Annotated in this window: 21 protein-coding genes; 2 read left to right on the top strand and 19 right to left on the bottom strand. The window is 41.8% G+C overall.

The window, feature by feature from the left end; genetic code table 11:
- Window positions 1–117: 117 nt before the first annotated feature.
- The 18 genes from IGI50_RS07975 to IGI50_RS07890 form a co-directional block, all read right to left on the bottom strand.
- Window positions 118–1044, bottom strand: a complete 927-nt coding sequence (locus IGI50_RS07975) for a dihydroorotate dehydrogenase (protein ID WP_010744833.1) — start codon at window positions 1042–1044, stop codon at window positions 118–120.
- Window positions 1044–1832, bottom strand: a complete 789-nt coding sequence (locus IGI50_RS07970; protein ID WP_438777580.1) for a dihydroorotate dehydrogenase electron transfer subunit — start codon at window positions 1830–1832, stop codon at window positions 1044–1046. Before IGI50_RS07970 ends, IGI50_RS07975 begins: the two co-directional genes overlap by 1 nt.
- Before the next feature lie 33 nt (window positions 1833–1865).
- The gene (gene carB, locus IGI50_RS07965) at window positions 1866–5048 is read right to left on the bottom strand and encodes a carbamoyl-phosphate synthase large subunit (protein ID WP_311854850.1); all 3183 of its coding nucleotides are present in this window, start codon (window positions 5046–5048) and stop codon (window positions 1866–1868) included.
- The gene (locus IGI50_RS07960) at window positions 5049–6128 is read right to left on the bottom strand and encodes a carbamoyl phosphate synthase small subunit (protein ID WP_010744830.1); all 1080 of its coding nucleotides are present in this window, start codon (window positions 6126–6128) and stop codon (window positions 5049–5051) included. It lies immediately after the preceding gene.
- Between the two features lie 4 nt (window positions 6129–6132).
- Window positions 6133–7413 carry a dihydroorotase gene (locus tag IGI50_RS07955; RefSeq protein ID WP_438776659.1) on the bottom strand — a complete coding sequence of 427 codons (1281 nt, stop codon included), beginning with the start codon at window positions 7411–7413 and terminating at the stop codon, window positions 6133–6135.
- A gap of 13 nt (window positions 7414–7426) precedes the next feature.
- Window positions 7427–8353 carry an aspartate carbamoyltransferase catalytic subunit gene (locus IGI50_RS07950; protein WP_218255488.1) on the bottom strand — a complete coding sequence of 309 codons (927 nt, stop codon included), beginning with the start codon at window positions 8351–8353 and terminating at the stop codon, window positions 7427–7429.
- An 89-nt stretch (window positions 8354–8442) separates the two neighbouring features.
- On the bottom strand, window positions 8443–9714 hold the full coding sequence (locus IGI50_RS07945) for a solute carrier family 23 protein (protein WP_218255486.1): 1272 nt from the start codon (window positions 9712–9714) through the stop codon (window positions 8443–8445).
- A gap of 32 nt (window positions 9715–9746) precedes the next feature.
- Complete coding sequence (gene pyrR / locus IGI50_RS07940; RefSeq protein ID WP_010744826.1) at window positions 9747–10289, bottom strand: bifunctional pyr operon transcriptional regulator/uracil phosphoribosyltransferase PyrR; 543 nt, start codon at window positions 10287–10289, stop codon at window positions 9747–9749.
- A 364-nt stretch (window positions 10290–10653) separates the two neighbouring features.
- Window positions 10654–11562 carry an RluA family pseudouridine synthase gene (locus IGI50_RS07935; protein WP_311854846.1) on the bottom strand — a complete coding sequence of 303 codons (909 nt, stop codon included), beginning with the start codon at window positions 11560–11562 and terminating at the stop codon, window positions 10654–10656.
- The gene (gene lspA, locus IGI50_RS07930) at window positions 11555–12016 is read right to left on the bottom strand and encodes a signal peptidase II (RefSeq protein ID WP_218255482.1); all 462 of its coding nucleotides are present in this window, start codon (window positions 12014–12016) and stop codon (window positions 11555–11557) included. The genes IGI50_RS07935 and lspA overlap by 8 nt, the downstream gene beginning before the upstream one ends.
- Window positions 12017–12018: 2 nt before the next feature.
- Window positions 12019–12720, bottom strand: a complete 702-nt coding sequence (locus IGI50_RS07925) for a CBS domain-containing protein (protein ID WP_010744823.1) — start codon at window positions 12718–12720, stop codon at window positions 12019–12021.
- Window positions 12721–12986: 266 nt separating this feature from the next.
- Window positions 12987–13538, bottom strand: a complete 552-nt coding sequence (locus IGI50_RS07920; RefSeq protein ID WP_218255480.1) for a DUF2922 domain-containing protein — start codon at window positions 13536–13538, stop codon at window positions 12987–12989.
- Between the two features lie 45 nt (window positions 13539–13583).
- Complete coding sequence (locus tag IGI50_RS07915) at window positions 13584–13970, bottom strand: hypothetical protein (RefSeq protein WP_218255478.1); 387 nt, start codon at window positions 13968–13970, stop codon at window positions 13584–13586.
- Window positions 13971–14329: 359 nt separating this feature from the next.
- Window positions 14330–15481, bottom strand: coding sequence for an acetylornithine transaminase (locus tag IGI50_RS07910; protein ID WP_218255477.1), 1152 nt, complete (start codon window positions 15479–15481; stop codon window positions 14330–14332).
- Complete coding sequence (gene argB / locus IGI50_RS07905) at window positions 15478–16227, bottom strand: acetylglutamate kinase (RefSeq protein WP_218255475.1); 750 nt, start codon at window positions 16225–16227, stop codon at window positions 15478–15480. The genes IGI50_RS07910 and argB overlap by 4 nt, the downstream gene beginning before the upstream one ends.
- A 32-nt stretch (window positions 16228–16259) precedes the next feature.
- Window positions 16260–17453, bottom strand: coding sequence for a bifunctional glutamate N-acetyltransferase/amino-acid acetyltransferase ArgJ (gene argJ, locus IGI50_RS07900; protein WP_438776658.1), 1194 nt, complete (start codon window positions 17451–17453; stop codon window positions 16260–16262).
- Window positions 17454–17475: 22 nt separating this feature from the next.
- Window positions 17476–18507, bottom strand: coding sequence for an N-acetyl-gamma-glutamyl-phosphate reductase (gene argC / locus IGI50_RS07895; RefSeq protein WP_438776657.1), 1032 nt, complete (start codon window positions 18505–18507; stop codon window positions 17476–17478).
- A gap of 209 nt (window positions 18508–18716) precedes the next feature.
- Complete coding sequence (locus IGI50_RS07890) at window positions 18717–19892, bottom strand: Gfo/Idh/MocA family protein (protein ID WP_438776656.1); 1176 nt, start codon at window positions 19890–19892, stop codon at window positions 18717–18719.
- Between the two features lie 132 nt (window positions 19893–20024).
- Between IGI50_RS07890 and IGI50_RS07885 the strand changes: the two genes are divergently transcribed.
- Entirely contained in the window at window positions 20025–20909 is an 885-nt protein-coding gene (locus IGI50_RS07885; RefSeq protein WP_438776655.1) for a LysR family transcriptional regulator, read from the top strand.
- A gap of 29 nt (window positions 20910–20938) precedes the next feature.
- Here IGI50_RS07885 and IGI50_RS07880 read toward each other — a convergent pair whose 3' ends face one another.
- A complete protein-coding gene (locus IGI50_RS07880) occupies window positions 20939–22612 on the bottom strand; it encodes a formate--tetrahydrofolate ligase (RefSeq protein ID WP_010744814.1) in 1674 nt (557 codons plus the stop codon).
- Window positions 22613–22786: 174 nt separating this feature from the next.
- On the opposite strand from IGI50_RS07880, the gene IGI50_RS07875 reads away from it, so the two are divergent.
- Window positions 22787–22987, top strand: a complete 201-nt coding sequence (locus tag IGI50_RS07875; protein ID WP_010744813.1) for a cold-shock protein — start codon at window positions 22787–22789, stop codon at window positions 22985–22987.
- Window positions 22988–22992 lie beyond the last annotated feature (5 nt).

Here is a 22992-nt window from a genome sequence, read left to right as displayed (position 1 = left end):
TTTTAATGTATTTACTTTTCTTTGCAGAAAAATAAGTCTGATTTTCGATCCGCATACCATTCAACTAGATTTCTGTCGCTGATCTTGGATAAACGAATCGTTGGGTTTCGCTCTATGTTAACTGCGAAAAGTTGAACTGGCAACTTCTTGTCTTAGCTGCTCTAAGGATTCAATTCCCAGCTCCGCCATACGGATTGGCAACTCTTCGATTAGTTTCGGGCAAATATATGGGTCAGTAAAGTTAGCAGTTCCAACTGCGACCGCACTAGCACCTGCCATAAACATTTCCAGTACATCATCCACTGTTTGAACACCGCCCATTCCGATGATCGGCAACTCGCTGACTGCGGCCACTTGATTAATCAGGCGGATCGCTACAGGTTTGATTGCAGGACCTGACAAGCCACCCGTCCGATTCGCCAAAATTGGCTGACGAGTTTTCAGATCAATGCGCATACCCAATAACGTATTGATCATAGTAAAGCCATCTGCGCCGCCTTTTTCAATCGCTTTTGCAATAGGTACGATATCTGTAACATTTGGACTTAGCTTGACATAAACAGGAACCGTCGCCACTTCTTTAACTGCCTTCGTTAAACGATAAGCCACTTCTGGATCTGTTCCAAAAGCAATTCCTCCGTGTTTAACATTTGGACAAGAAATATTTAATTCGATCGCTTTGACGTTAGGAGCATCACCGATTTTGGCGCACACCTCTACATAGTCCTCTTCACAAGCACCTGCTACATTTGCAATGATTGGCAGCTCTTGGTATTTTTCCAAACTCGGTAAAATATCCTTCAGCACGACCTCCATGCCAGGATTTTGCAGACCAATAGCATTCAACATGCCGCTTGGTGTTTCTGCAACTCGAGGTGTCGCGTTTCCAAAGCGTTCTTTGGGCGTGGTTGCCTTGATCATGATGGCGCCTAATTGATTCAAATCGTAATAATCTGCATACTCTTTACCGAATCCAAAGCAGCCGCTTGCCGGCATGATTGGATTTTTCAAGTCTAGTCCTGGTAATTTGACTGCAATACTCATTAAAAGATGACCTCCCCTGCTTGGAAAACGGGACCGTCTTCACATACTTTGACACTTTTATTTTCATCTTCAGGTACATGACAGACACACGCGTAGCATGCACCCATCCCACAGGCCATACGAGATTCTAGCGAAAGTTGTACATTCCCGACGTTTGAATATAATTGTTCCACTGTTTTTAACAAGCCGTTATTTCCACAGGCAAAGACAGCATCTGGTTGCTTAGACTCTGCCATTAAAAGATTTCCAACATTCCCCTGAACACCAAAGGTTCCGTCATCCGTTGAAAAGTGTGTCTCACCAAGCAGCTGAAATTCCTCGTCATAATAAACGACTTCCTGTGTACCAAAACCTAGAAAGTGTACCACCTTCACGCCTTTTGCCTTTAACTCTTTAGAAAGCTGATACAAAGGCGGAACGCCAATCCCTCCACCGACAACGAATGCTGTATCCCCGGCCTTCAGCTCGTCGATCTCAAAGCCATGACCTAATGGCCCCATGACATCTAGCTTTTCTCCAGCCGACATTTCAGCAAAATATTTCGTTCCATCGCCTTCAACACGATAAATGATCGTACAGGTTCCCGCTTCTTGATCGTATTGATTAATGCTGATTGGGCGACGTAATAACAAATCACTTCTCGGTACACGAATATGCAAGAACTGCCCTGGCATAGTCATTTGTTGGACCAATTTTCCAGCTAAAACCAACTCATAGATTCTCGGTGCTAACTCTTGTTGACGAACAATCGTCATCATTTCCTGCTTCATAACGGCCTCCCTATAAATCGACAGAGTGAAGCGTGCTTCACTCTGCAAAAATTAAATTTCTTGAATTGAAAACGCCCGTGATTCCATCACTCGTAAAATTGCGTCCGCTGTGTCTAGTGAGGTGAACAACGGTACGCCATGCTCAACAGCCTCACGACGAATGATAAAGCCGTCTTCTGACGCGTTTTGGCGATTTTTATCCATGGTATTGATTACAACCTGTGCTTCACCGCTGCGAATCAAATCAATGACATTGTTTTCGTCTGATTCGGAAATTTTGGCGATTGTTTTTGCATTTAAACCATTTTCTTCTAAGAATTTAGCGGTGCCTGCGGTAGCACTTAAGCTATAGCCCACATCTTTGAAGCGTTTCGCTAAGTCTAAGGCCTCTTCTTTGTTTTCGTCCGCGACTGTAAATAAGACAGCGCCGAAATCAGGTAAGTGTAAGCCTGCCGCAGCAAAAGCTTTATAAAGAGCTTTAGCCAAACTTCGATCAGTTCCCATGACTTCACCAGTGGACTTCATTTCAGGTCCTAAGTAAGTATCAACCTTCTGCAATTTCGTGAAGCTGAAGACTGGTGCTTTGACATGTACCATCTCGCTTTCAGGATACAATCCGTCTTGATAGCCTAATTCCTTCAAGCTTTGACCAAGGATGGCTTTCGTTGCGATTTGAGCCATCGGAATATTTGTAATTTTACTTAAAAATGGTACTGTACGGCTAGCTCGTGGATTCACTTCGATCACAAAGACTTCATCGTTGTGGATGACGAATTGAATATTCATCATACCGATACAGTTCATACCAAGTGCTAGACGACGAGTATAATCTTCGATGGTCGCTTTCAACTCATCTGAAAAAGTTTGCGGTGGATAGACGGCCATTGAATCGCCAGAGTGAACCCCAGCACGTTCGATATGTTCCATAATCCCTGGAATCAGAACCGTTTCACCGTCACAAATCGCATCGACTTCACATTCTTTTCCGATTAAGTAGCGATCCACTAAAACTGGGTGCTCTGGTGAGGCTTTCACGGCATTCGCCATGTAATCTTCTAAGTCAGATTGATTCTCAACGATTTCCATTGCTCGTCCACCTAGTACATAGCTTGGACGTACTAAAACTGGGTAGCCGATTTTTTCAGCGATCTTCACTGCTTCTTCGGCACTTGTCGCCGTGTCACCTGGCGGCTGAGGAATTGATAAGCTTTGAAGAACTTGCTCGAATTGATCCCGGTCTTCTGCTCGGTCCAAGTCCTCGATGGTTGTTCCTAGAATTTTAACACCGCTGTTTACGAGCGGCTCTGCCAAGTTAATCGCCGTTTGTCCGCCAAATTGGACAATAACACCGATTGGCTGCTCCAACTCCACAACATTCATTACGTCTTCTAGCGTCAAGGGTTCGAAGTACAGCTTGTCTGAAACTGAGAAGTCTGTTGAAACTGTCTCAGGGTTGCTGTTCATAATGATCGCTTCGTAGCCAGCTGCTTGAATGGCTTTTACTGAATGGACTGTCGCGTAATCAAACTCCACTCCCTGTCCGATTCGAATGGGACCTGATCCTAGAACTAGGACTGATTCCTTTTCCGAACGAACACTTTCATTTTCGAACTCGTATGTGCTGTAGAAGTAAGGCGTTTGTGATTCAAACTCAGCTGCGCAGGTATCAACCATTTTATACACTGGAACAATCTTTTCAGCGATTCGGAAATCGCGAACTTCTGTTGCAGTCATGTTCCAAAGCTGAGCGATTTTCACATCGGCAAAGCCATTTTGTTTTGCTTGCTTCAGCAGATCGATGTCCTTCTTATTTTGCGCTAATGCCGTTTCAAGCTCAACCACATGGAGCAGTTTGTCTAAGAAGAACAAATCAACTTTAGTCAGCTCATTGATTTCTTCGATGGAATAGCCGCGGCGAATTGCTTCGGTTAAGTAGAACAATCGATCATCCTGAGCTTTGACCATTTTTTCTGTCAATTCATCGTCGGTAACGTCGCTTAATTCTGGTAATTCCGCGTGGTAGGTGCCGATTTCCAGTGAACGAACAGCCTTCAGCAAGGATTCTTCAATGTTACGACCGATCGCCATGACTTCCCCTGTGGCTTTCATTTGTGTACCGAGCACTCGTTCGCCGCTTTCGAACTTATCGAAAGGCCAGCGAGGAATCTTTGCAACTACGTAATCTAATGCTGGTTCGAATTCTGCGTAGGTCGTTTCAGTTACTGGATTTTTCATTTCATCTAAAGTCAGCCCAACTGCAATTTTTGCAGCCAGCTTCGCGATTGGATAACCAGTCGCTTTACTTGCTAGGGCAGACGAACGGGAAACTCGTGGATTTACTTCAATGACATAATAATTGAAGCTATGTGGATCGAGCGCTAGCTGCACGTTACAGCCGCCTTCGATTTTCAATGCGCGAATGATCGATAATGACGCATCTCGCAGCATTTGATATTCATAATCCGACAAGGTTTGACTTGGTGCAAAGACGATCGAATCACCAGTATGAACCCCCACTGGGTCGAAGTTTTCCATATTACAAACGACGATTGCATTATCTGCGGAGTCTCTCATTACTTCGTATTCAATTTCTTTAAAGCCAGCGATTGATTTTTCAATCAAGCATTGAGTGGCTGGGGAAAGTTTTAAGCCATTTTCAGCCACTGTCCGAAGTTCTTCTTCATTGTCACACATACCGCCGCCAGTTCCACCTAAAGTAAAGGCTGGGCGCACGATGATCGGATAGCCGATCGTATTGGCGAAAGCCACTGCCTCTTCGACTGTGTTGACAATCTCAGATTCAGGAATTGGCTGGTTCAATTCTTCCATCAGCTGTTTGAACAAGTCGCGATCTTCCGCTTGATCAATTGCCGATAATTTTGTTCCTAGTAATTCGATCTTCAATTCATCTAAAATGCCTGAATCGGCTAATTCCATCGCCATGTTCAAGCCTGTTTGTCCGCCAAGTGTTGGCAGAATCGCATCTGGCAGTTCCTTGCGCAGGATGCGGGAAACAAATTCTAAAGTAATGGGCTCGATATAAACGGTATCCGCGATTTCTTGGTCGGTCATGATCGTCGCAGGGTTTGAATTCACTAAGACAACTTCATAGCCTTCCTCTTTTAACGCTAAGCAAGCTTGTGTGCCGGCGTAATCAAATTCCGCGGCTTGTCCGATCACGATCGGTCCAGAACCGATCACCATGATCTTTTTAATATCTGTACGTTTTGGCATTTATGCTTGCTCCTTCCATGCATCCATCATTTCCATAAATTCGTCAAATAGGTGAACCCCATCATGAGGACCTGGTGCAGCGTCTGGATGATACTGCACGCTGAAAGCTGGATAATTACGGTGTCGAACACCTTCAATGGTTCCATCATTGACCTCTACGTGTGTAACCATTAATTTCTCTGGATCGATCGTTGCTTCATCGACTGCAAAACCATGGTTCTGTGAGGTGAAGTCGATTCGTCCTGTTGCGATTTCTCGTACTGGATGATTCAATCCGCGATGGCCGAATTTCATCTTGTAAGTATCCGCGCCGTTTGCTAATGAGAACAGCTGGTGACCAAGACAGATGCCAAAGATCGGAACCTTTCCTTGAATTTGCTTGATCATTTCGATTGCCTCTGGAACATCTTTTGGATCGCCAGGGCCATTCGTCAGCATGACGCCGTCAGGGCAAAGATCCAAGATTGTTTGCGCATCCGTGTTGTAAGGCATCACCGTCAAATTACATTCGCGACGTGATAGTTCCCGCAGGATACTATGTTTTAGACCGAAGTCAATGACTACTACATTGCGTCCAACACCTGGGCTGGGATAAGGCGTCACTGTTGAGACTTGTGCGACCTGATTGGTCGGTAAGACGGTCGCTTTTAGTTGATCAAAGGAGTGCTCGAATTGATCGGCTGGGTCTACGATACTGCCTTTCATTGTTCCCACACTGCGTAATTTTTTTGTTAAAGCTCGTGTATCGATCCCGGCAATACCAGGAATCCCTTTACGTTTCAAAAATTCATCAAGAGTCATTTGATTCCGCCAGTTGCTAGCTAATCGTGCATGCTCTTTAACGATTACGCCCTTACAGGTCGGCGCAATTGACTCATAGTCATCACGATTGACTCCGTAATTTCCCACCATTGGATAGGTGAATGTGATAATTTGCCCATTGAAACTTTGATCGGTAATGGTTTCCTGATAGCCTGTCATACTTGTTGTGAAGACAACTTCACCTACGACATTCGCTTCAGCGCCAAAGCCTTCCCCTTCAAATACCGTGCCATCTTCTAAAATTAAAAGTCTTTTCAACGTTTTAGTCCTCCTTGTTGTATACCAACTGACCATCCACGAAGGTCATCAGTGTCGCACCCTTGACTGACCAGCCAGTGAAAGGTGTATTCACTCCTAGTGATGCAAATTTTTTATCATCAATTTTTTCTTCATGATTTAGATCAAATACCGCGATATCCGCTGGCTGACCGATATTTAAGGTGCCAACAGCTAATCCGAAGATTTCTGCAGGTTTAACTGCCATCCAATCAATCACTTGTTCTAATGTAAAGCGTCCTGTTTCAACAAAGTGAGTGTAAATCAATTGGAAAGCTGTCTCACTGCCGACGATCCCGAATGGCGATTTCAAAAAGCTTTGGTTCTTTTCTTCAAAGCCGTGTGGGGCATGATCCGTGGCGATGCAATCAATGGTTCCATCAAGCAGTCCTTCAATCAAAGCTTCACGGTCTTCAACTCCCCGCAGTGGCGGATTCATCTTCCAATACCCGTGATCCTCAGGGATATTTTCATCGACTAAGATCAAATGATGTGGAGATACTTCAGCGGTCACGTGAACGCCAGCTTTTTTTGCATCTCGGATCACACGAACACTTTCTTTCGTAGATACGTGACACACGTGATAATGAACGCCTGTTTCTTCCGCTAGGATCAAATCTCTTGCGATTTGTGAGGACTCTGTTGCACTTAAAATACCAGGTAGATCCAGCTTCTCACTGACTTCTCCTTTGTGCATTACCCCACCGAATAATAAGGATTCATCTTCTGTGTGGGCAACCAATGCCATATTGTTTTCTGCTGCTTCCTTCATTGCTAGATACATGGTTCCTGCTGTCTGTACACCCACTCCGTCATTGGTAAAGGCGAAGGCCCCTGCGGCTTTCAGACCTTTTTGATCGGTCAAGGTCTCGCTGCGAAGCTCTTCTGTAATCGGAGCGTATTGGTGAACTTTTACCACAGCATCCTTTTCAATGATTGCTTTTACATCGTTAAACTTTTCTACTGTATCAGGAACTGGGTTAAGGTTAGGCATTGCGCAAACGGTAGTATAGCCGCCGCGAGCCGCTGCTTTTGAACCATCCTTGATTGTTTCTTTATAAGTAAAGCCGGGTTCTCTTAAATGGACATGAACATCAACTAAACCTGGTGTAATCAACTGATTGTTTGCGTCGTATGTTTGATCAAACGTGATGTTCGAAAAATCTTTCCCGATTCCAGCGATAATCCCATCTTCCAGCCAAAGATCACAGGCCATTGTTTGATTGTCTTTTGTTACGATCTTGCCATTTTTAATTAATGTTTTCATTTTATCTGCCCCTTTACGATTTTCCTCTTAGTACTGCTTCTAAAATTGCCATCCGAATAAATACGCCATTGGTCATTTGTGGTACGATTCGTGACTGTAAGCTTTCAACTAAACTATCTGCAATTTCCACATCGCGATTCACTGGTGCGGGATGCATGATGATGGCTTTCTCCTTGAGCTGCTTGCCTCGTTGGATCGTCAAGCCGTACTTCTCGTGATACTCTTCTTTCGAGAAACTTTCCTGACCGTCATGCCGTTCGTGCTGTACACGCAAAAGCATCATGACATCGACTTCTGGTACAAGCTCATCCAATGGACGATAAGTGCCGTAGACGTCGAAGCTTTCGTCATACCACTCCTCCGGACCAGAGAAGAAAACTTCTGCGCCAAGTCGCTTCAACATTTGCATATTTGATTTAGCAACTCGCGAGTGCGTGATATCTCCTGCGATCGCCACCTTCAATCCGGCAAAACGTCCAAACTCCTGATAAATTGTCATTAGGTCGAGCAGACATTGTGTTGGATGCTGTCCGCTGCCGTCTCCACCGTTTACAATCGAGCATTGGATCGTTTTACTTTGGATTAATTCATCATAGTAGTTTTCATCCCCATGTCGGATGACTGCCACATCCACCCCTAAAGCAGACATCGTCAAGACAGTGTCGTACAAGGTTTCACCCTTTTGAACCGAGCTAGTTTTGGCGTCAAAGTCAATCACATCTAGTCCGAGTTTTTTCTCAGCGACTTCAAAGCTCTTATGGGTCCGGGTACTGTTTTCAAAGAAAAGATTAGAGACAAAATATTGGTCCTTGTACGGCGTCCATCGCGCCCCTTGCTTGAATTGCTGCGCTCTTCGAATGAGTCCCATCACTTCTTGATCGGTCAATGCTTCGACTGTCAATAAATGCTTCAGACTAATTTCTTCAGACTGGATGATCATGAAATTTCCTCCTATTCAAAACGTTCGCTTGTTTTTTAGTTGTATCTCATTGATTTCCCGTGCAATGCATGAGGGTCAATCAATTCCTATTATTTTTCACTACGTGCTTTCTCGGGCAAGATCAGATTCAGGATGATACCTAAAACAGTCGCTAAGGCCATCGCTGATAAAGTAAACGTTCCTGCTTCAAAAACCAATCCGCCGATACCGATAACTAGAATGGTTGAAGCAATCAACAGATTCTTTTTGCGGTCAAAATCGATTTTGTTTTCGATTAGAATTTTTAGACCACTGGCAGCAATTACGCCGAACAAGATGAAGCTGATGCCAGAGATTACTGGCCCAGGAATACTTAGAATTAACGCACTTAGCTTACCTACAAAGCCTAGCAAGACTGCGAAGACCGCTGCGCCGCCGATAACGAACACGCTGTGAACCCGTGTGATAGCAAGTACGCCGATATTTTCACCGTAACTAGTTACAGGTGGTCCGCCCACAAAGCCGGCAACGATTTGAGCCAAGCCGTCGCCCATTAATGTCCGATCCAATCCGGGATCTTCGAAAAAGTTTCGTTTCGTTAGTTTATTCAATACCATTAAGTGTCCAATGTGTTCTGTCATCGTTACAAAAGCAATCGGCGCCATGGTGGTGATTGCGTTAACGTACAGTTTTGGCTGGTAGCTGACAAATGGCACGCTGAAAGCAGGCATCGCCAGCCATTTAGCATCAATGATAGGTTGATAGTCGATGATGCCGAATATCATGGCTGTGACATAGCCGCCGATGATCCCCAGTAAGATAGGAATCAGTCCTAAGAAACCAGTGAAGAACATGTTGAAGAATATCGTTAAAGCCAAGGTAATCAAAGCAACCATTACATATTTAAAGCTGTACTCACCATTGTTATACATTGCATTTTGAGCCGCGTTACTGGCTAAACCTAGCCCGATGACCATAACCACTGGTCCAACGACAATCGGCGGTAAGATTTTATCCAACCAGCCAGAGCCGATCTTTCGAATAATGAAGGAAACAATTAAGTAAACCAAACCGCAGGTCAGTGCGCCTTGTGCAACTGCTGGATAGCCATCGCTCTTCATCAATAGCTTCATCGCCGCGATAAAAGCGAAGCTGCTTCCTAGATAGGCGGGTATTTTCCCCTTTGTAACAGTCAGGTATACCAAGGTTCCTAAACCAGAACTTACTAAAGCGATACTCGGATTAATACCGACTAGAATCGGTACTAGAACCGTTGCGCCGAACATCGTGAATAAATGTTGAATACTTAACCCGACCCAGTGACCTGCACTTGGGCGGTCGTGAATATCTAAAACAACGTCATCATTGTGAAACTCTGCCATGAAACTTCCTCTTTCTAGTGTCTAAATAGTCATTATTTTTCGTCTTCTTTTTGAATCAAGATGCGATCTTGTCCATCGTTTTCTTCCATTTCAACGACGATTTCTTCTGTTAAGGCCGTCGGGATATTTTTCCCGACGTAGTCTGCACGGATCGGTAGTTCACGATGCCCGCGGTCTACTAAGACTGCTAAAGAGATGCGGTTAGGACGACCTAAGTCAATCACAGCATCTAGCGCTGCACGAATCGTTCTGCCGGTGAACAATACATCGTCAACTAAGATCACTTCTTTTCCTTCGATCGAGAATGGAATGTCTGAAGAATGTAACTCCGGTTCCGCTTCTGATACCTTCACGTCATCACGATACAAAGTGATATCTAATTCTCCCACCGGTACCTCGATGTGTTCTAATTGTTTTAGGCGTTCTGCGATTCGTTGAGCGATGAAGATACCGCGTGTTTTAATCCCGATCAAGACAATATCCTGAACCCCTTTATTTCTTTCGATGATTTCGTAAGTGATTCGAGTTAACGCTCGTTTCATTGTTACCTCATCTACTACCTCTTTTTTATACATCCTGTCTCCTCCTTATTCGTTTTAAATGAAATCATTTTTCAGGAAAAACTAGTTCAATTCGAATGTCGTATACCCTTCAACTAAAATGTCTACTCGGAGGATCAGCTCAGCTTCTAAAAACTGGCGTTCCTCTTGAAGAAGTAAAAGGTGAATTAACATCCTATTTTTACAATAAAAAAACTCCTACCCGTAGTTAGGTAGGAGGAATGTTATCGACTTCGTCAAAATGATAGTGTTCACCTAGGCGCACCTAGTCCAAACCACTATCTACTTCCTTCTTAGCCTCACGGGACTACTCTTAAAGGATCAATATTAAGTTATTTATTTCTTGCTAAAGACACTATACTATTCCTTAATTAAGAAATCAATCTTTTTCTTTCAACTGCTTCAAAGTTTTTTTGAAGATCTCTGGCAAAGGTGCTTCAAAGACCATCATTTCACCAGTTGTCGGATGTTCAAAGCCTAGTAATTTTGCATGAAGAAACTGACCGTTTCCCTTTAATGTTTTTTTTGGTCCATACAATGGATCACCTGCTACTGGATAACCAATGTATTGCATGTGTACTCTGATTTGATGCGTTCGCCCAGTTTCAAGCTGCAGCTCGATCAAGGTATACCCCTCAAAACGCTTCAACACTTCAAAATGTGTCACCGCTGGTTTTCCATCTTCGATCACTGCCTGCATCTTCCGATTGACCTTTGAGCGGCCAATCGGTGCTTCAATTCGACCTTTTTCATGAGGAATCTCACCATGAACTAGCGCCACGTATTTTCGCAAAGAGGACTTATCCTTGAGCTGCTTCGCTAACGCTTCGTGGGCCTGATCATTTTTTGCCACCATCAGCAATCCGGAAGTGTCCTTATCAATGCGGTGCACGATCCCTGGTCGAACCACATCGTTGATAGTAGACAGATTTTTGATTTGATACAATAAGCCGTTGACCAAAGTTCCTTGAGAATGTCCAGCAGACGGATGAACCACCATGCCTTGAGGCTTGTTTACGATGACCACATCCTCGTCTTCATAAACGATATCTAACTCAAGATTTTCTGGCACGAGATCCAGTTCTTCCGGTTCTGGAATCTCGATCAAGATCTTGTCACCGGCATTCACCTTATAATTCGCCTTAATCACTTTTCCCTCAATCGAAACATGCTGCTCTTTGATCCATTGCTGAATCTGTGAACGAGAATAGTCTGCTAAGCGGTCATTTAAAACCTTATCGATTCGACCTGTTTCATTTTTTACGATTATTTCAATTTGATTATCCATTTTTCTTGTCTCTCTCATCTAATAGAATATAAATAAAGATCATGATTACTCCCGCTACCAAAGCCATGTCAGCGATATTAAAGATCGGAAAGTTAATAAAATCTAACCGAAACATATCTACGACATACCCCAAACGAAAGCGATCAATGAAGTTTCCAATGGCACCGGCCAAAAAGAAACTTAAGCCTAAAGTCAACCACTTGCTCTCATGCAGATGCTTTACTAAATAATAAACAACAGCAACCACTGCCACTATAGTAATGATGATAAAAAAGATTTGCTGTCCTTCAAATAAGCTAAAGGCACCACCCGTATTCCGAATGTGCGTCAGTGATAAAATATTTGGAATAATGGTTTGGCTATCGCCAAAATTGTATTGGTTGACGATCCACCATTTGAACCATTGATCCAGTGCGACGATTCCCGCACTAATAAGTAAGTAAATGCCTAACAAAACTATTGCTCCCCTTCTTGACTAAAAATATCTCTTGGACGGATAATCCCCAGCAGATTTCCATCTGAATTGCCGTTTTTCGTAATTAGAAGCGCTTCTAGAACCGCTTCTGTTTGAAACATTTTCTCCGCTTCAGATACCGTTGTATCTCCAGCAATAAACTTAAAATTCGCCCGTTTTCCGTTTGCCAACAATAAATCTTCGGCTACTAACCCCTTAAGACTGACAGAACCATTCAAACTTGCTTGAGCGAAATAGAACCCGATGGTACGCAGAGTGATCAAGCCCATGAATTTTCCTGAATCATAGACGGGAAATTGAGAAAACCGCTTCTCTGTAATGATCTTCATCAGTTCGACTAATGGCAAATCACGTTCAAAGCCAGTAACCTTTTTACCAAAGCGAGGCAGCACTTTTTCTGGCCTTAGTAGCTGCTCCTCAATTTTTTTAATCCGATCAACCGCCCACTCATTAGGTTCCGCGATTACAAAATCGTCCGCGACTTGATCATGGACGATTGCATTTCTCAACTGTGCCAATTGGAGCAAATCATTTTCACTGTCTCCAATCAAATTATCATGGCGTTTTGATAGACGGCGCACGGCTTCACTGAAACTCATGTTAACGGGATTCCCCAACTGACGTTTCAATTCCTTCTCAATCCGATTAAATGCACTTAAAAAAATATCTGCTCGTTCTCCCATTCCGTCTCTCCTTGTTTTGAAAGAATACACCTTTTCTTAACTCTAGTAAAAATCCGATAGCTTCAGTATAAGTGAAAAAAAGCGGGATGAAAAGCCTGAGGTAATATGAAACGCGTACTGGTCGTTCTGATGATTAAAGAAAGCTTTACTAGACAAGACTTGAAAACACGACAAATAGCCCGTCTTTTATACGGACTCAACGTTTATTTATTTTTTCTTTATCAAGTGTTCACTTCGACAGAGTAAACACTTTATTTATAGATTATTTAGTCTGGTGGTTGTTTTACTCGATCGGCTTCATCTATGTCGTCTTTCAATTGAAGAATCAAAACAATTTTTGCAGGATTGGTCTGATCATCAATTCCAGCATCCTTTAAAATAGCATCGTCTGGAATAACCGAAGAGATGACGGCTAATAATTGCTCTTCCTCCAGCTTAAAAGGATCGATTCCCTGAGGCATTTCAATTGAACGCATAAAAAGACCGGATTCGATGGTTTCCTCTGAAATGATTAAATCTTCTGGCAGGTTAAGTGTCGTCGGGGATGGAACTGCATTGAGCTCTTCAGTCCTTTCCATCGGCTCCTGCTGTGTTTCTGTTGTTTTATCAAAAATAACCGTTTCGATTTTTTCGACAAATTTTGCAGTGACCACATTTTCAAACAGTTCAGCATCTTCCTTATCAAAAACCGTTAGCACGGTCAATTTTTCTAAAGACTTTTTGATTTCTTCTGGTGATTTATCCAGATTTGGATTTTTTAAACTCCAGCGATGATTCTTACCGTTGCTATTTTTAAATGTAGCCGCTAATCTATGCATGTCTATTCCTCCCTCCATTTACGTATTTTTGAATCACTTAAACTGTCATGAACCGACTAATCCCTTCAAAGGCATTTTGAAAAACCGCGTATACAATTTTTCGATCTTCTCTTTGACAAATGTTTTAACTGGAAAGAGTCGAATCGAAAGAACGCGCCACTCCTTTAATGTAAAATAGTCCTTGAAAAAAATATAGTAGCTGCGCAGAGCACGTGTCGGTTTACTCTCAAGAAAGATTTTTCTAACAAGATCCCTTAATACAAAACGGAAATCCTCTTTTCCAAGTTCATCTCTTACTTGAAGCGCTATCAAAAATTGAATCGTATCTTGCTCATCCCGGGTTTGATAATAGTAAGTTTTGATTCTTTTTTCTAAGGTTTTCCGTTTTAATGTGTAGACTTGATGGCAGCTTAATAATTTTACTTTTTCCACATGAGTTCCTCCTTTCCATCAATTTATTTATATAAAACAGCTTAAATGCTGGATAATAGTCTTTTTAAAATCAGAGTAGTTATTTACAAAGCTACTTTACCTCTTTTTCTTCAAAAAATTAATTCCTAAAAATTAATAATTATTTAAGTATAGTAATTTTTACGTTAGAATCGTTGATAGATTAAGGATATGGGCAATACAAAAAATCCTCAAAAATGTATTGACTTCCCATGTACTGAGCATTAAAAGTCAAAAAAGCCTCAAGAATAACAAAATTCCTAAGACTTTTCTTTCTAATTTGATGGCTATCAACGATTTTATATGAACGAAAATGAGTGAACAGTAGATATTAATTGGTGCTATCCGTTATTTTTATTTAGTACAGACTGAATAATCTCGATACCATCCTTCAGCTCTTGTTGACTGATAGTTAGCGGCGGTAACAACCGCAATACATTTTTTCCTGCTTTGATTGCTAATAAGTGTTGCTTTTTTAATTCTTGTACTGTTTGCTGCAAGGTTTCTGGTGAATCTAACTCGATTCCAACCATCAAGCCTTTTCCACGTACATCTAGAACTTTTTCTGACGTATCTAATAGCTTTGAAAGTTCTCTCATTAGATAGCTACCCTTTTCTGCTACTGAAGCAAGAAATTCTGGTTGATTAATCTCACTCACAACGCAGTCAGCAACATTCATGGCCAGATTATTACCGCCAAAGGTCGTTCCGTGTGTTCCTGGTCCAAAGGCGTCAGCTAGTGTTGCTTTTCCAAGCATCGCACCGACGGGAATCCCATTAGCCAACGCCTTCGCAATCGTGATGATATCTGGTTCGATTTGATAATCTTCAAAGGCGAAAAAGGTTCCTGTTCTCCCCATTCCGGTTTGAATCTCATCAATAATCAATAGACTGCCATTTTCCTTGCACAATTGCGCTACTGCTTGCAGCCATTCCTTTTCGGCAGGGATAATGCCGCCTTCGCCTTGAATCACTTCTAGCATTACCGCCGCAACCTGTTCATTTAGTTGCTGCTTCAACGGTTCGAGCTGATTATAGGGAAGATACTCAAACCCCTCAACGATAGGGAAAAAGCCCGCCTGTAATGCCGGCTGTCCGGTAGCACTCAAAGCGCCATATGTGCGCCCATGAAAAGATTGCTCAAAGCTCAAGATTTTCGAACGACCTGTGGCTTTTCTGGCTAATTTGATTGCCGCTTCGTTTGCTTCAGTTCCGCTATTGCAAAAAAAAGCGAGATAGTCTTTGCCCATTGTCAGTTTTTCTGCCACTTTTTCTTGTAAGCTGCTGGTATATAAGTTTGAACTGTGCCATATTTTTTCTGCTTGTTGAGTAATGGCGGCCATCACTTTAGGATTCTTATGCCCTAGATTACTGACAGCTATTCCGCTCATAAAGTCTAAATATTTCTCGCCATTCTGATCGAAAACATAACTGCCAGAGCCGTCGACTAAGTCAATCTCATCACGGGCATAGTTGGGAAATAAGTGGCTCATGCAAAAACCTCCTCCTTTGTGATGATTGTTCCTGCCTTTTCAATACAGTTGGTGATATGAACCTCCGCTACACCGTTTTCTAAAGCTGAGATAGCACTATCTAATTTAGGAATCATTCCTCCAGTGATGACTTTCTCGCTTTTTAGGTGCTCGACCTCGGAGCAAGAAATGTTTTCAAGCCATTCTCCCTCCTGTTTCACTCCTGGAACATCTGTCAATAAATACAACGCTTCAGCTTCTACTGCTTCAGCAATCTTACAAGCAGTATCATCCGCATTGACATTTAGCCATTGTCCACAAGAAGTCATTCCTAGCGGGGCAATGATGGGAATATAATTTTTATGCAGCACACTTTCGATGGCCGTGGGATTCACTTCTGTAATCTTTCCAACATAACCTAACTTCTCTTGATCAATAAACGTTCCTTGAATCATATTATCACTGGAAGCGTTAAGCCCAATTGTCGCAAATCCTTGTTGCTGAAATAAGGTCGTAATGGTCGGCTGCACCTGTCCAATCAACACCATTTGAGTAATCTTTAACGCCTGCTCTGTCGTCACACGCAGACCGTCTTTGATTGTGACTGGAATATTCAAACGGTCCATCATTTCAGTGATATAATAACCACCGCCATGAACCATAATCACCTCATGTCCCTCAGACTGCCAAGCTTCAATTTGTTCGAAGAAATTTTTTGTTAGATTATCACTGGCAACACCGCCTATTTTAACCACGATTTTTCCCATAGTTTTTCGCTCCTTCATTTGTCTTGCTTTTCTTACGTGTGATACAATGCGTTTACTTCGACATATTTATATGTCAAATCGCATCCCCAAGCTTTTCCGCTTTGTTCGCCGATATTCAAATCAACAGTGATACATATTTTTTCTTTCTCAAGTGTTTGTTTCATCGTGATTTCATCAAATTCCTGAGGCTGACTGTGCTTCAATAATTGCTGATCTCCAATCCACATATCGATTTTTTCTGGATCTGTATGGGACCCCGCATATCCTACAGCGCAAATGATTCGTCCCCAATTAGGATCTTCGCCGAACATCGCGGTCTTTACTAAACTTGAGCCGACGACTTTTTTTGCAACTAGTCGTGCCTCTGTTTCATTAAGCGCGCCAACGACTTGGACTTCGATCAATTTGGTCGCTCCCTCACCATCTTTTGCAATCATCTTGGCTAATGTTTCGCTGACCAATTGGAACATCTCAAGAAATTTTTTATAGGCTTCAGTATTCTTTTCGATCACCGGATTTTCTGCTAGCCCATTGGCTAAAAGAAGAACCATGTCATTGGTAGACGTGTCACCGTCTACTGTAATTTGATTAAACGTGGTTTCTGTTTTGTCAGCTAACATTTCCTGTAGCAGAGTTTCTGAAATTTGAGCGTCCGTTGTAATGAAGGCTAGCATCGTCGCCATATTCGGATGGATCATGCCTGATCCCTTTGCTACTCCGGCCATCGTTACTGTTTGACCGTTAATTTCATCAGTTACCACGATTTCCTTAGTTGCTGTATCCGTGGTTAAAATGGCTTCATGAAACGCATATGGTGCTTGATTCTGCAAATCAATCTGACGAATTCCAGCTTCAATCGTTTCCATCGGCAGCTGTTTACCAATAACCCCGGTAGAAGCTACAGCAACATTTTCTTGCGAAACACCTAAATGTAAACCCGTGAGAGCTTGCATTTCTTTCGCATTTTCTAAGCCGAGTGTTCCCGTACATGCATTAGCAATCCCCGAATTTACAACGACTGCTTGAATCTTTTGATCCGTCATTGCTTCTTTTGTAACAAAGATTGGTGCAGCTTTTACTTGATTGGTGGTATAAACAGCCGCTGCGTTAGCTGGTACTTCAGAGAAAATAACACCTAAATCTTTTTTTTCTTTTTTTAATCCTGCATGTAAGCCAGTTGCCTTAAATCCTTTCGGGCTGGCGATTGTTCCATCAATGATTTGCATACTCTTCACACTCCGACTTTTTTTATGGATAAATAGGTACAAGGTTCAAACCGGTTGTTTCCGGCCAGCCTACTAAATGATTCAAATTATGAACCGCCTGTCCAGCAGCTCCCTTTACTAAATTGTCTAATACCGTTACTACTGTGATGATGCTGGTCACCTCGTTGTAGGCGACGCCGATGTCACAGAAGTTTGATCCGATAACTTGACGCAAATTAGGATAAACATTTTTATTCTGTACACGAATAAATGGCATATCTTGATAAAAAGTTTGATAATTTTCCCATAACTCCGTTTGCGTCAACTTTTTCTTGCTTCTAGCATAACTGGTGATGAATATCCCTCGGGTCACAGGAATCAATGAGGTCGAAAATTGGATGGCGGGAATGTTCTCATCCCACCTTTGTAATTGCTGCATAATTTCTGGTATATGTTGATGACTATTCATCTTATACAAAGTCATATTCTCATTGGCATTCACGAAATGTGTAGACTCAGATAGATTCTTTCCTGCTCCAGACAGTCCAGACTTTGCATCAACAATGATCGAGTCTGTTTCAATCATCTTTTGCTCTACTAGCGGTGCTAATGATAATAAGGCACCAGTAGCGTAACAACCAGGATTTGCAATCAAAGTAGAGCTCGGTTTTGAATAAAAATCAGCTAATCCGTAATGAGAATTCTTTAGAATATCAACGGGAGCACCTGTATTTTTATACCATTTCTCATATTGACCTTCGCCTTTTAAGCGAAAATCACCCGATAAATCAATCACGGGGAAATCCGCATCAACAAATGCGGTTGCAATTTCCTTTGAAATACCTGATGGAGTGGCAAAAAAGACCAGTTCTGCTCGCTTCATAATATTTGCTGGATCGATCGGTTCTAAAGGAAGGTCTAATAATTGCTTTAGGTGTGGCAGATAGTCATTTATTTGCTGACCGTTCTGAGAATGACTATGAATAGAGACAATTGTTACTTTAGGATGCTGCAACAAAAGACGAACTAGTTCTATTCCACTATATCCAGTCACTCCGATTATCGAAACTTTCATGCGAACCCTCCTTAAAAATGTATAATAATACGAATAGAAAACTACTATTTCTGATGATTATACGTGTAGTACTTATACAAGTCAATGGTTTTTTATAAATAAACATCCGTATATACGAAATATTATGCACGTTTTGCTCATTTTATACAAAAACACGCTATGGAGCATTGATTTGTCTATCAATGCCCCAAAGCGTGTTGATTATTTTTCTAAAAATCGATTCTTCTTCCTTCTTCGGCAGATTGATAAGCCGCATAGATCACTTTGATTGTATCGTAAGCCAAGTCTAAATCAGATAAAGGCTGACGATTATAGGCGATCGCTTCAACAAAATCTTGGAACTGATTTAAGTATCCTCGTAATACCTCTTCAGCAACAAAGACTTTATTCCAGCCCTTTTTTTCAGTCAACATTTCTGAAATATAAACATCCTCTAAGCCATCTTCATCTAAGAAGTAAGTGGATAGATTGTCCGCAGGTGTAATGTTGTTGATTAAAGCACTATCGTTTGTGTAAACTTCTACGTAGTTTTTCACGCCGCCCAAGGTGTTATCATTTGAGATAGAGATCGCTTTTGTTCCATCACTAAAGGTAATGACCACACTTGCGAAATCTTCAGTATCGACAGAATTTGCCGGAAAGTAACGTTTATCATGGGGATTCAGATTTGGCGCTAAGCGTGCAGTTTCTGCAGTTACGCTTTGGATTTTAATTTCCTCTCCATGGGCTTTCGCTTCCACCTGCTTAAGAAACAGCATGCCGCCAATTGGATGGCTGCCTAATCGGATCAATGAACCACCGCCGGCTAACTTCCAGTATGCAGAGGCAGGGGATGTAGAAGAGCGAATGCTTTCTTCCCCCTTCATATACATAATTCTGCTTTTTTTCTCCTCAAGGATCTTAGCAGAATGTAAGATATTTGGTGAATATACATAGTTTTCAGCATACATGAATAAACGATCGGATGCCTCAAATTTCGTTTTAAATTCTTCGATTTCCTTTAGCACACTTTGATACATTTTTTCTTTAGGTACTTTTAGTCCAATCGGTTTCTCATCGCCCTCTTCGCCAAAATAGCCTGTTAACGGCTTTTCACAGATGACATGTTTGTTCGCTGCTACAGCCTGATACGCAAGTGCTACGTGTGTAACTGGCGGTGTGATGATATCAATTGCTTCCACTTCTGGATCAGCAAGTATTTCCTCATACGTGTCTGCTACTTGTTCAATGATAGGCCATTTATCGCAAAGTTCTTGCGCTTTTGCACGGTCATTATCATAAATATATTTAATTTTTAAGTCTACCCCGCTAACCTTTGAATAAGAATTGGTATGAAAGTTTCCAGCGAATCCTGCTCCGATAATGGCGATACATACTTTTTTCATTTTATACTCCTTTCGACTTTTGTTACTATTACTATAGGAAGAAAAACAATCAGAAACAATCGCTTTCATTCTAAATATTCATAACAAAAGTGGTATGATTACAGTAAATATAGAAACAGTTGGAGGCAGTGCATGAATACTCATCACTTAGAAATATTCTGCCGCTTAGCAGAAGTCGAGCATTACGGTCAAGTATCGGAGGAATTTGGAATCGCTCAACCCTCCTTAAGCCGAATTATTCATCGCTTGGAAGAAGAGCTTGCCGTTCCCTTGTTCGAACCTGTGGGAAGAAATGTCAGGCTTTCAAAAGCAGGAAGAATGTACTATCCGCGAGTGAAGCAATCTCTAGAAACCTTAGACAAAGGCATGAATGAAATTCTAGACTTTGTTGACCCTTTACATGGAACCATTGATTTAGGATTTATTTTTTCTATAGGTCCAGAGATTGTCCCGAATATTTTACAAACATTCCGAAATATCGAGGCCAATCAGCAGTTCCAATTTAGATTCTGGCAAGGAAATACCCCACGTCTGATTCGTTTTCTACATAACGAAATTTGTGATCATGCTCTTTGTTCCTATTTAAAGGATCAACCAGAGATAGCATTTACCCATCTTTTTGACCAAGAGCTGGTAGCGATTGTCGCAAATGACCACCTACTAGCACAAAAAGAGTGTATCGATTTTGCTGAATTGGCGAATGTCCCTATGGTTTTAACGAGAGACAAGACTTTTTATATTGAGAACTTATTTCGTCAACAAAAAATCCCACTTGTTACAGCTTGCCACGTTGAAGAAGATCAATCGCAGGCTGGTCTCGTATCGGTTGGGTTTGGTGCTGCGATCCTTCCCTACAATGAGTTAATGGCTCATTTTGATATTAGTGTCTTAAGATTTACAGTTCCACTTGTGAGACCGGTCTATTTGGCGGAGAAAAAAGGTATTCGACTTAATCAAGCAGCCAATACCTTCCTTCATTTCTTAAAGACAAAAGATTTCCAAGAAAAAAAAGACTGAATCGTTGTATGATTCAGTCTTTTGTATCGTTAAAACAGGCCGATTGCATTGCCTTTTTCATCGACATTCATATTTAGAGCCGCTGGTTTTTTCGGCAATCCAGGCATAGTCATCACGTCTCCGGTTAAAGCGACTACAAAACCGGCTCCAATTTTTGGTACGAACTCACGAATCGTCACATCGAAATCAATCGGTGCACCCAATTTGCTTGGATCATCTGATAAAGAATATTGAGTTTTTGCCATGCAAACAGGCAAACGATCCCACCCATATTTTTTAAAGGTTGCTAATTGTTGTTGTGCCTTTTTACTATAGATAACTTCATTTCCACCATAAATTTCACGGACGATTGTCTCAACTTTTTCTGTTAGGTCATCGTGTTCTCTGCTGAAGATTGAATGAAAGTCATTTTCTTCGTTGGCAATTGTATCGACTAACGTTTTGGCCAAATCAATCCCGCCATCCGGTCCTTTTTCCCAAACACTAGCCAATTCAACTTTAACATCTTCCTGCTCACAAAGTTCTTTCAACAGTGTGATTTCCTTTTCTGTATCACTAACAAATTCATTGATTGCCACAACAACTGGTAAGCCGTATTTACGCATATTGCGAATGTGCTTGGCAAGATTGCTAAACCCGTCTTTTAAGGCATCAAGATTTTCAGCACTTAAATCGGTTTTTGCAACGCCTCCGTGCATTTTCAAGGCACGAATAGTTGCAACGATGACTACGGCATCTGGTGCTTTTCCTAAGCTCGGCACTTTGATATCTAAGAACTTTTCACCACCAAGATCAGCGCCGAAGCCTGCTTCTGTCACCACATATTCTCCACAATGTAAAGCAGCTCTTGTAGCTAAAATACTGTTGCAGCCGTGAGCAATATTAGCGAAGGGGCCACCATGTACAAAAGCTGGTGTTTGATAGATTGTTTGAACCAAGTTTGGTTTAATCGCGTCTTTAAGTACCAATGCCAACGCTCCTTCTACCTTCAGGTCACCCACTGTCACCGGCTCACGATCAAACGTGTAGGCAACTACGATATTGGATAGGCGACGTTTAAGGTCTTCGATATCTGTTGCAAGACATAAAATGGCCATAATTTCACTTGCTACGGTGATATCAAAACCATCTTCACGAGGGACCCCGTTGATTGGTCCACCTAAACCTACAGTAATATGACGAAGTTCACGATCATTTAGATCAACGACACGTTTCCAGATCACTCGACGTGCATCAATGTTCAAATCATTTCCTTGATGAATGTGGTTATCAAGCAACGCCGATAATGCATTATTAGCTGTCGTGATCGCGTGCATGTCTCCTGTAAAATGGAGATTGATGTCTTCCATCGGCAACACTTGCGCATAGCCGCCGCCAGTTGCGCCTCCCTTGATTCCCATAACGGGCCCTAATGAAGGCTCACGTAGGGCAATCACTGTTTTCTTTCCGATTTTATTTAGTGCATCCCCTAAACCGATAGTCACAGTTGATTTGCCTTCGCCTGCCGGAGTTGGATTAATAGACGTTACAAGAATCAATTTTCCTTCTGGATTTTTTTTCATCCGTTCTAAAGCATCAAATTCAATTTTTGCTTTATACTTGCCGTGTAATTCCAGATCATCAAATGATAAGTTGATTTTTTCTGCGACCTCCGTAATAGGCGCTAAAGTCGTCGCTTGAGATATTTCAATATCCGTTTTCATAAAAACTCCCTTTCCCGAACGTTATTCAGAAAAATACACTTTTTTATTCGTTCCTTCTTATTATAACGAATTATCCTGAGAAAAACATCACTTAGATTCGGTAATCTTATTGATTCGCAATTTTTGTTCCCATCACGTATAATAAAACCAGCAATTGCAAAGGGGTGTTGTGTAATGAATAATGGCATTGTTAAATGGTTTGATGAAAAAAAGGGGTATGGCTTTATTACCTATGAAGAAAATCAAGAAGTTTTTGTGCATTTCACCGCTATTGAGGAAGATGGATTCAAAAGTTTGGACCCTGGTGACGAAGTAACGTTTGTAATTGTAGAAGGCGCTCGCGGGATGCAAGCGGCTCATGTAAAAAAGAAATAAACGAA

This window comes from Enterococcus sp. DIV0170 (genome assembly GCF_051710765.1).
GTDB lineage: Bacteria > Bacillota > Bacilli > Lactobacillales > Enterococcaceae > Enterococcus_A > Enterococcus_A raffinosus.
This window is presented reverse-complemented; position numbering and strand designations above follow the sequence as displayed.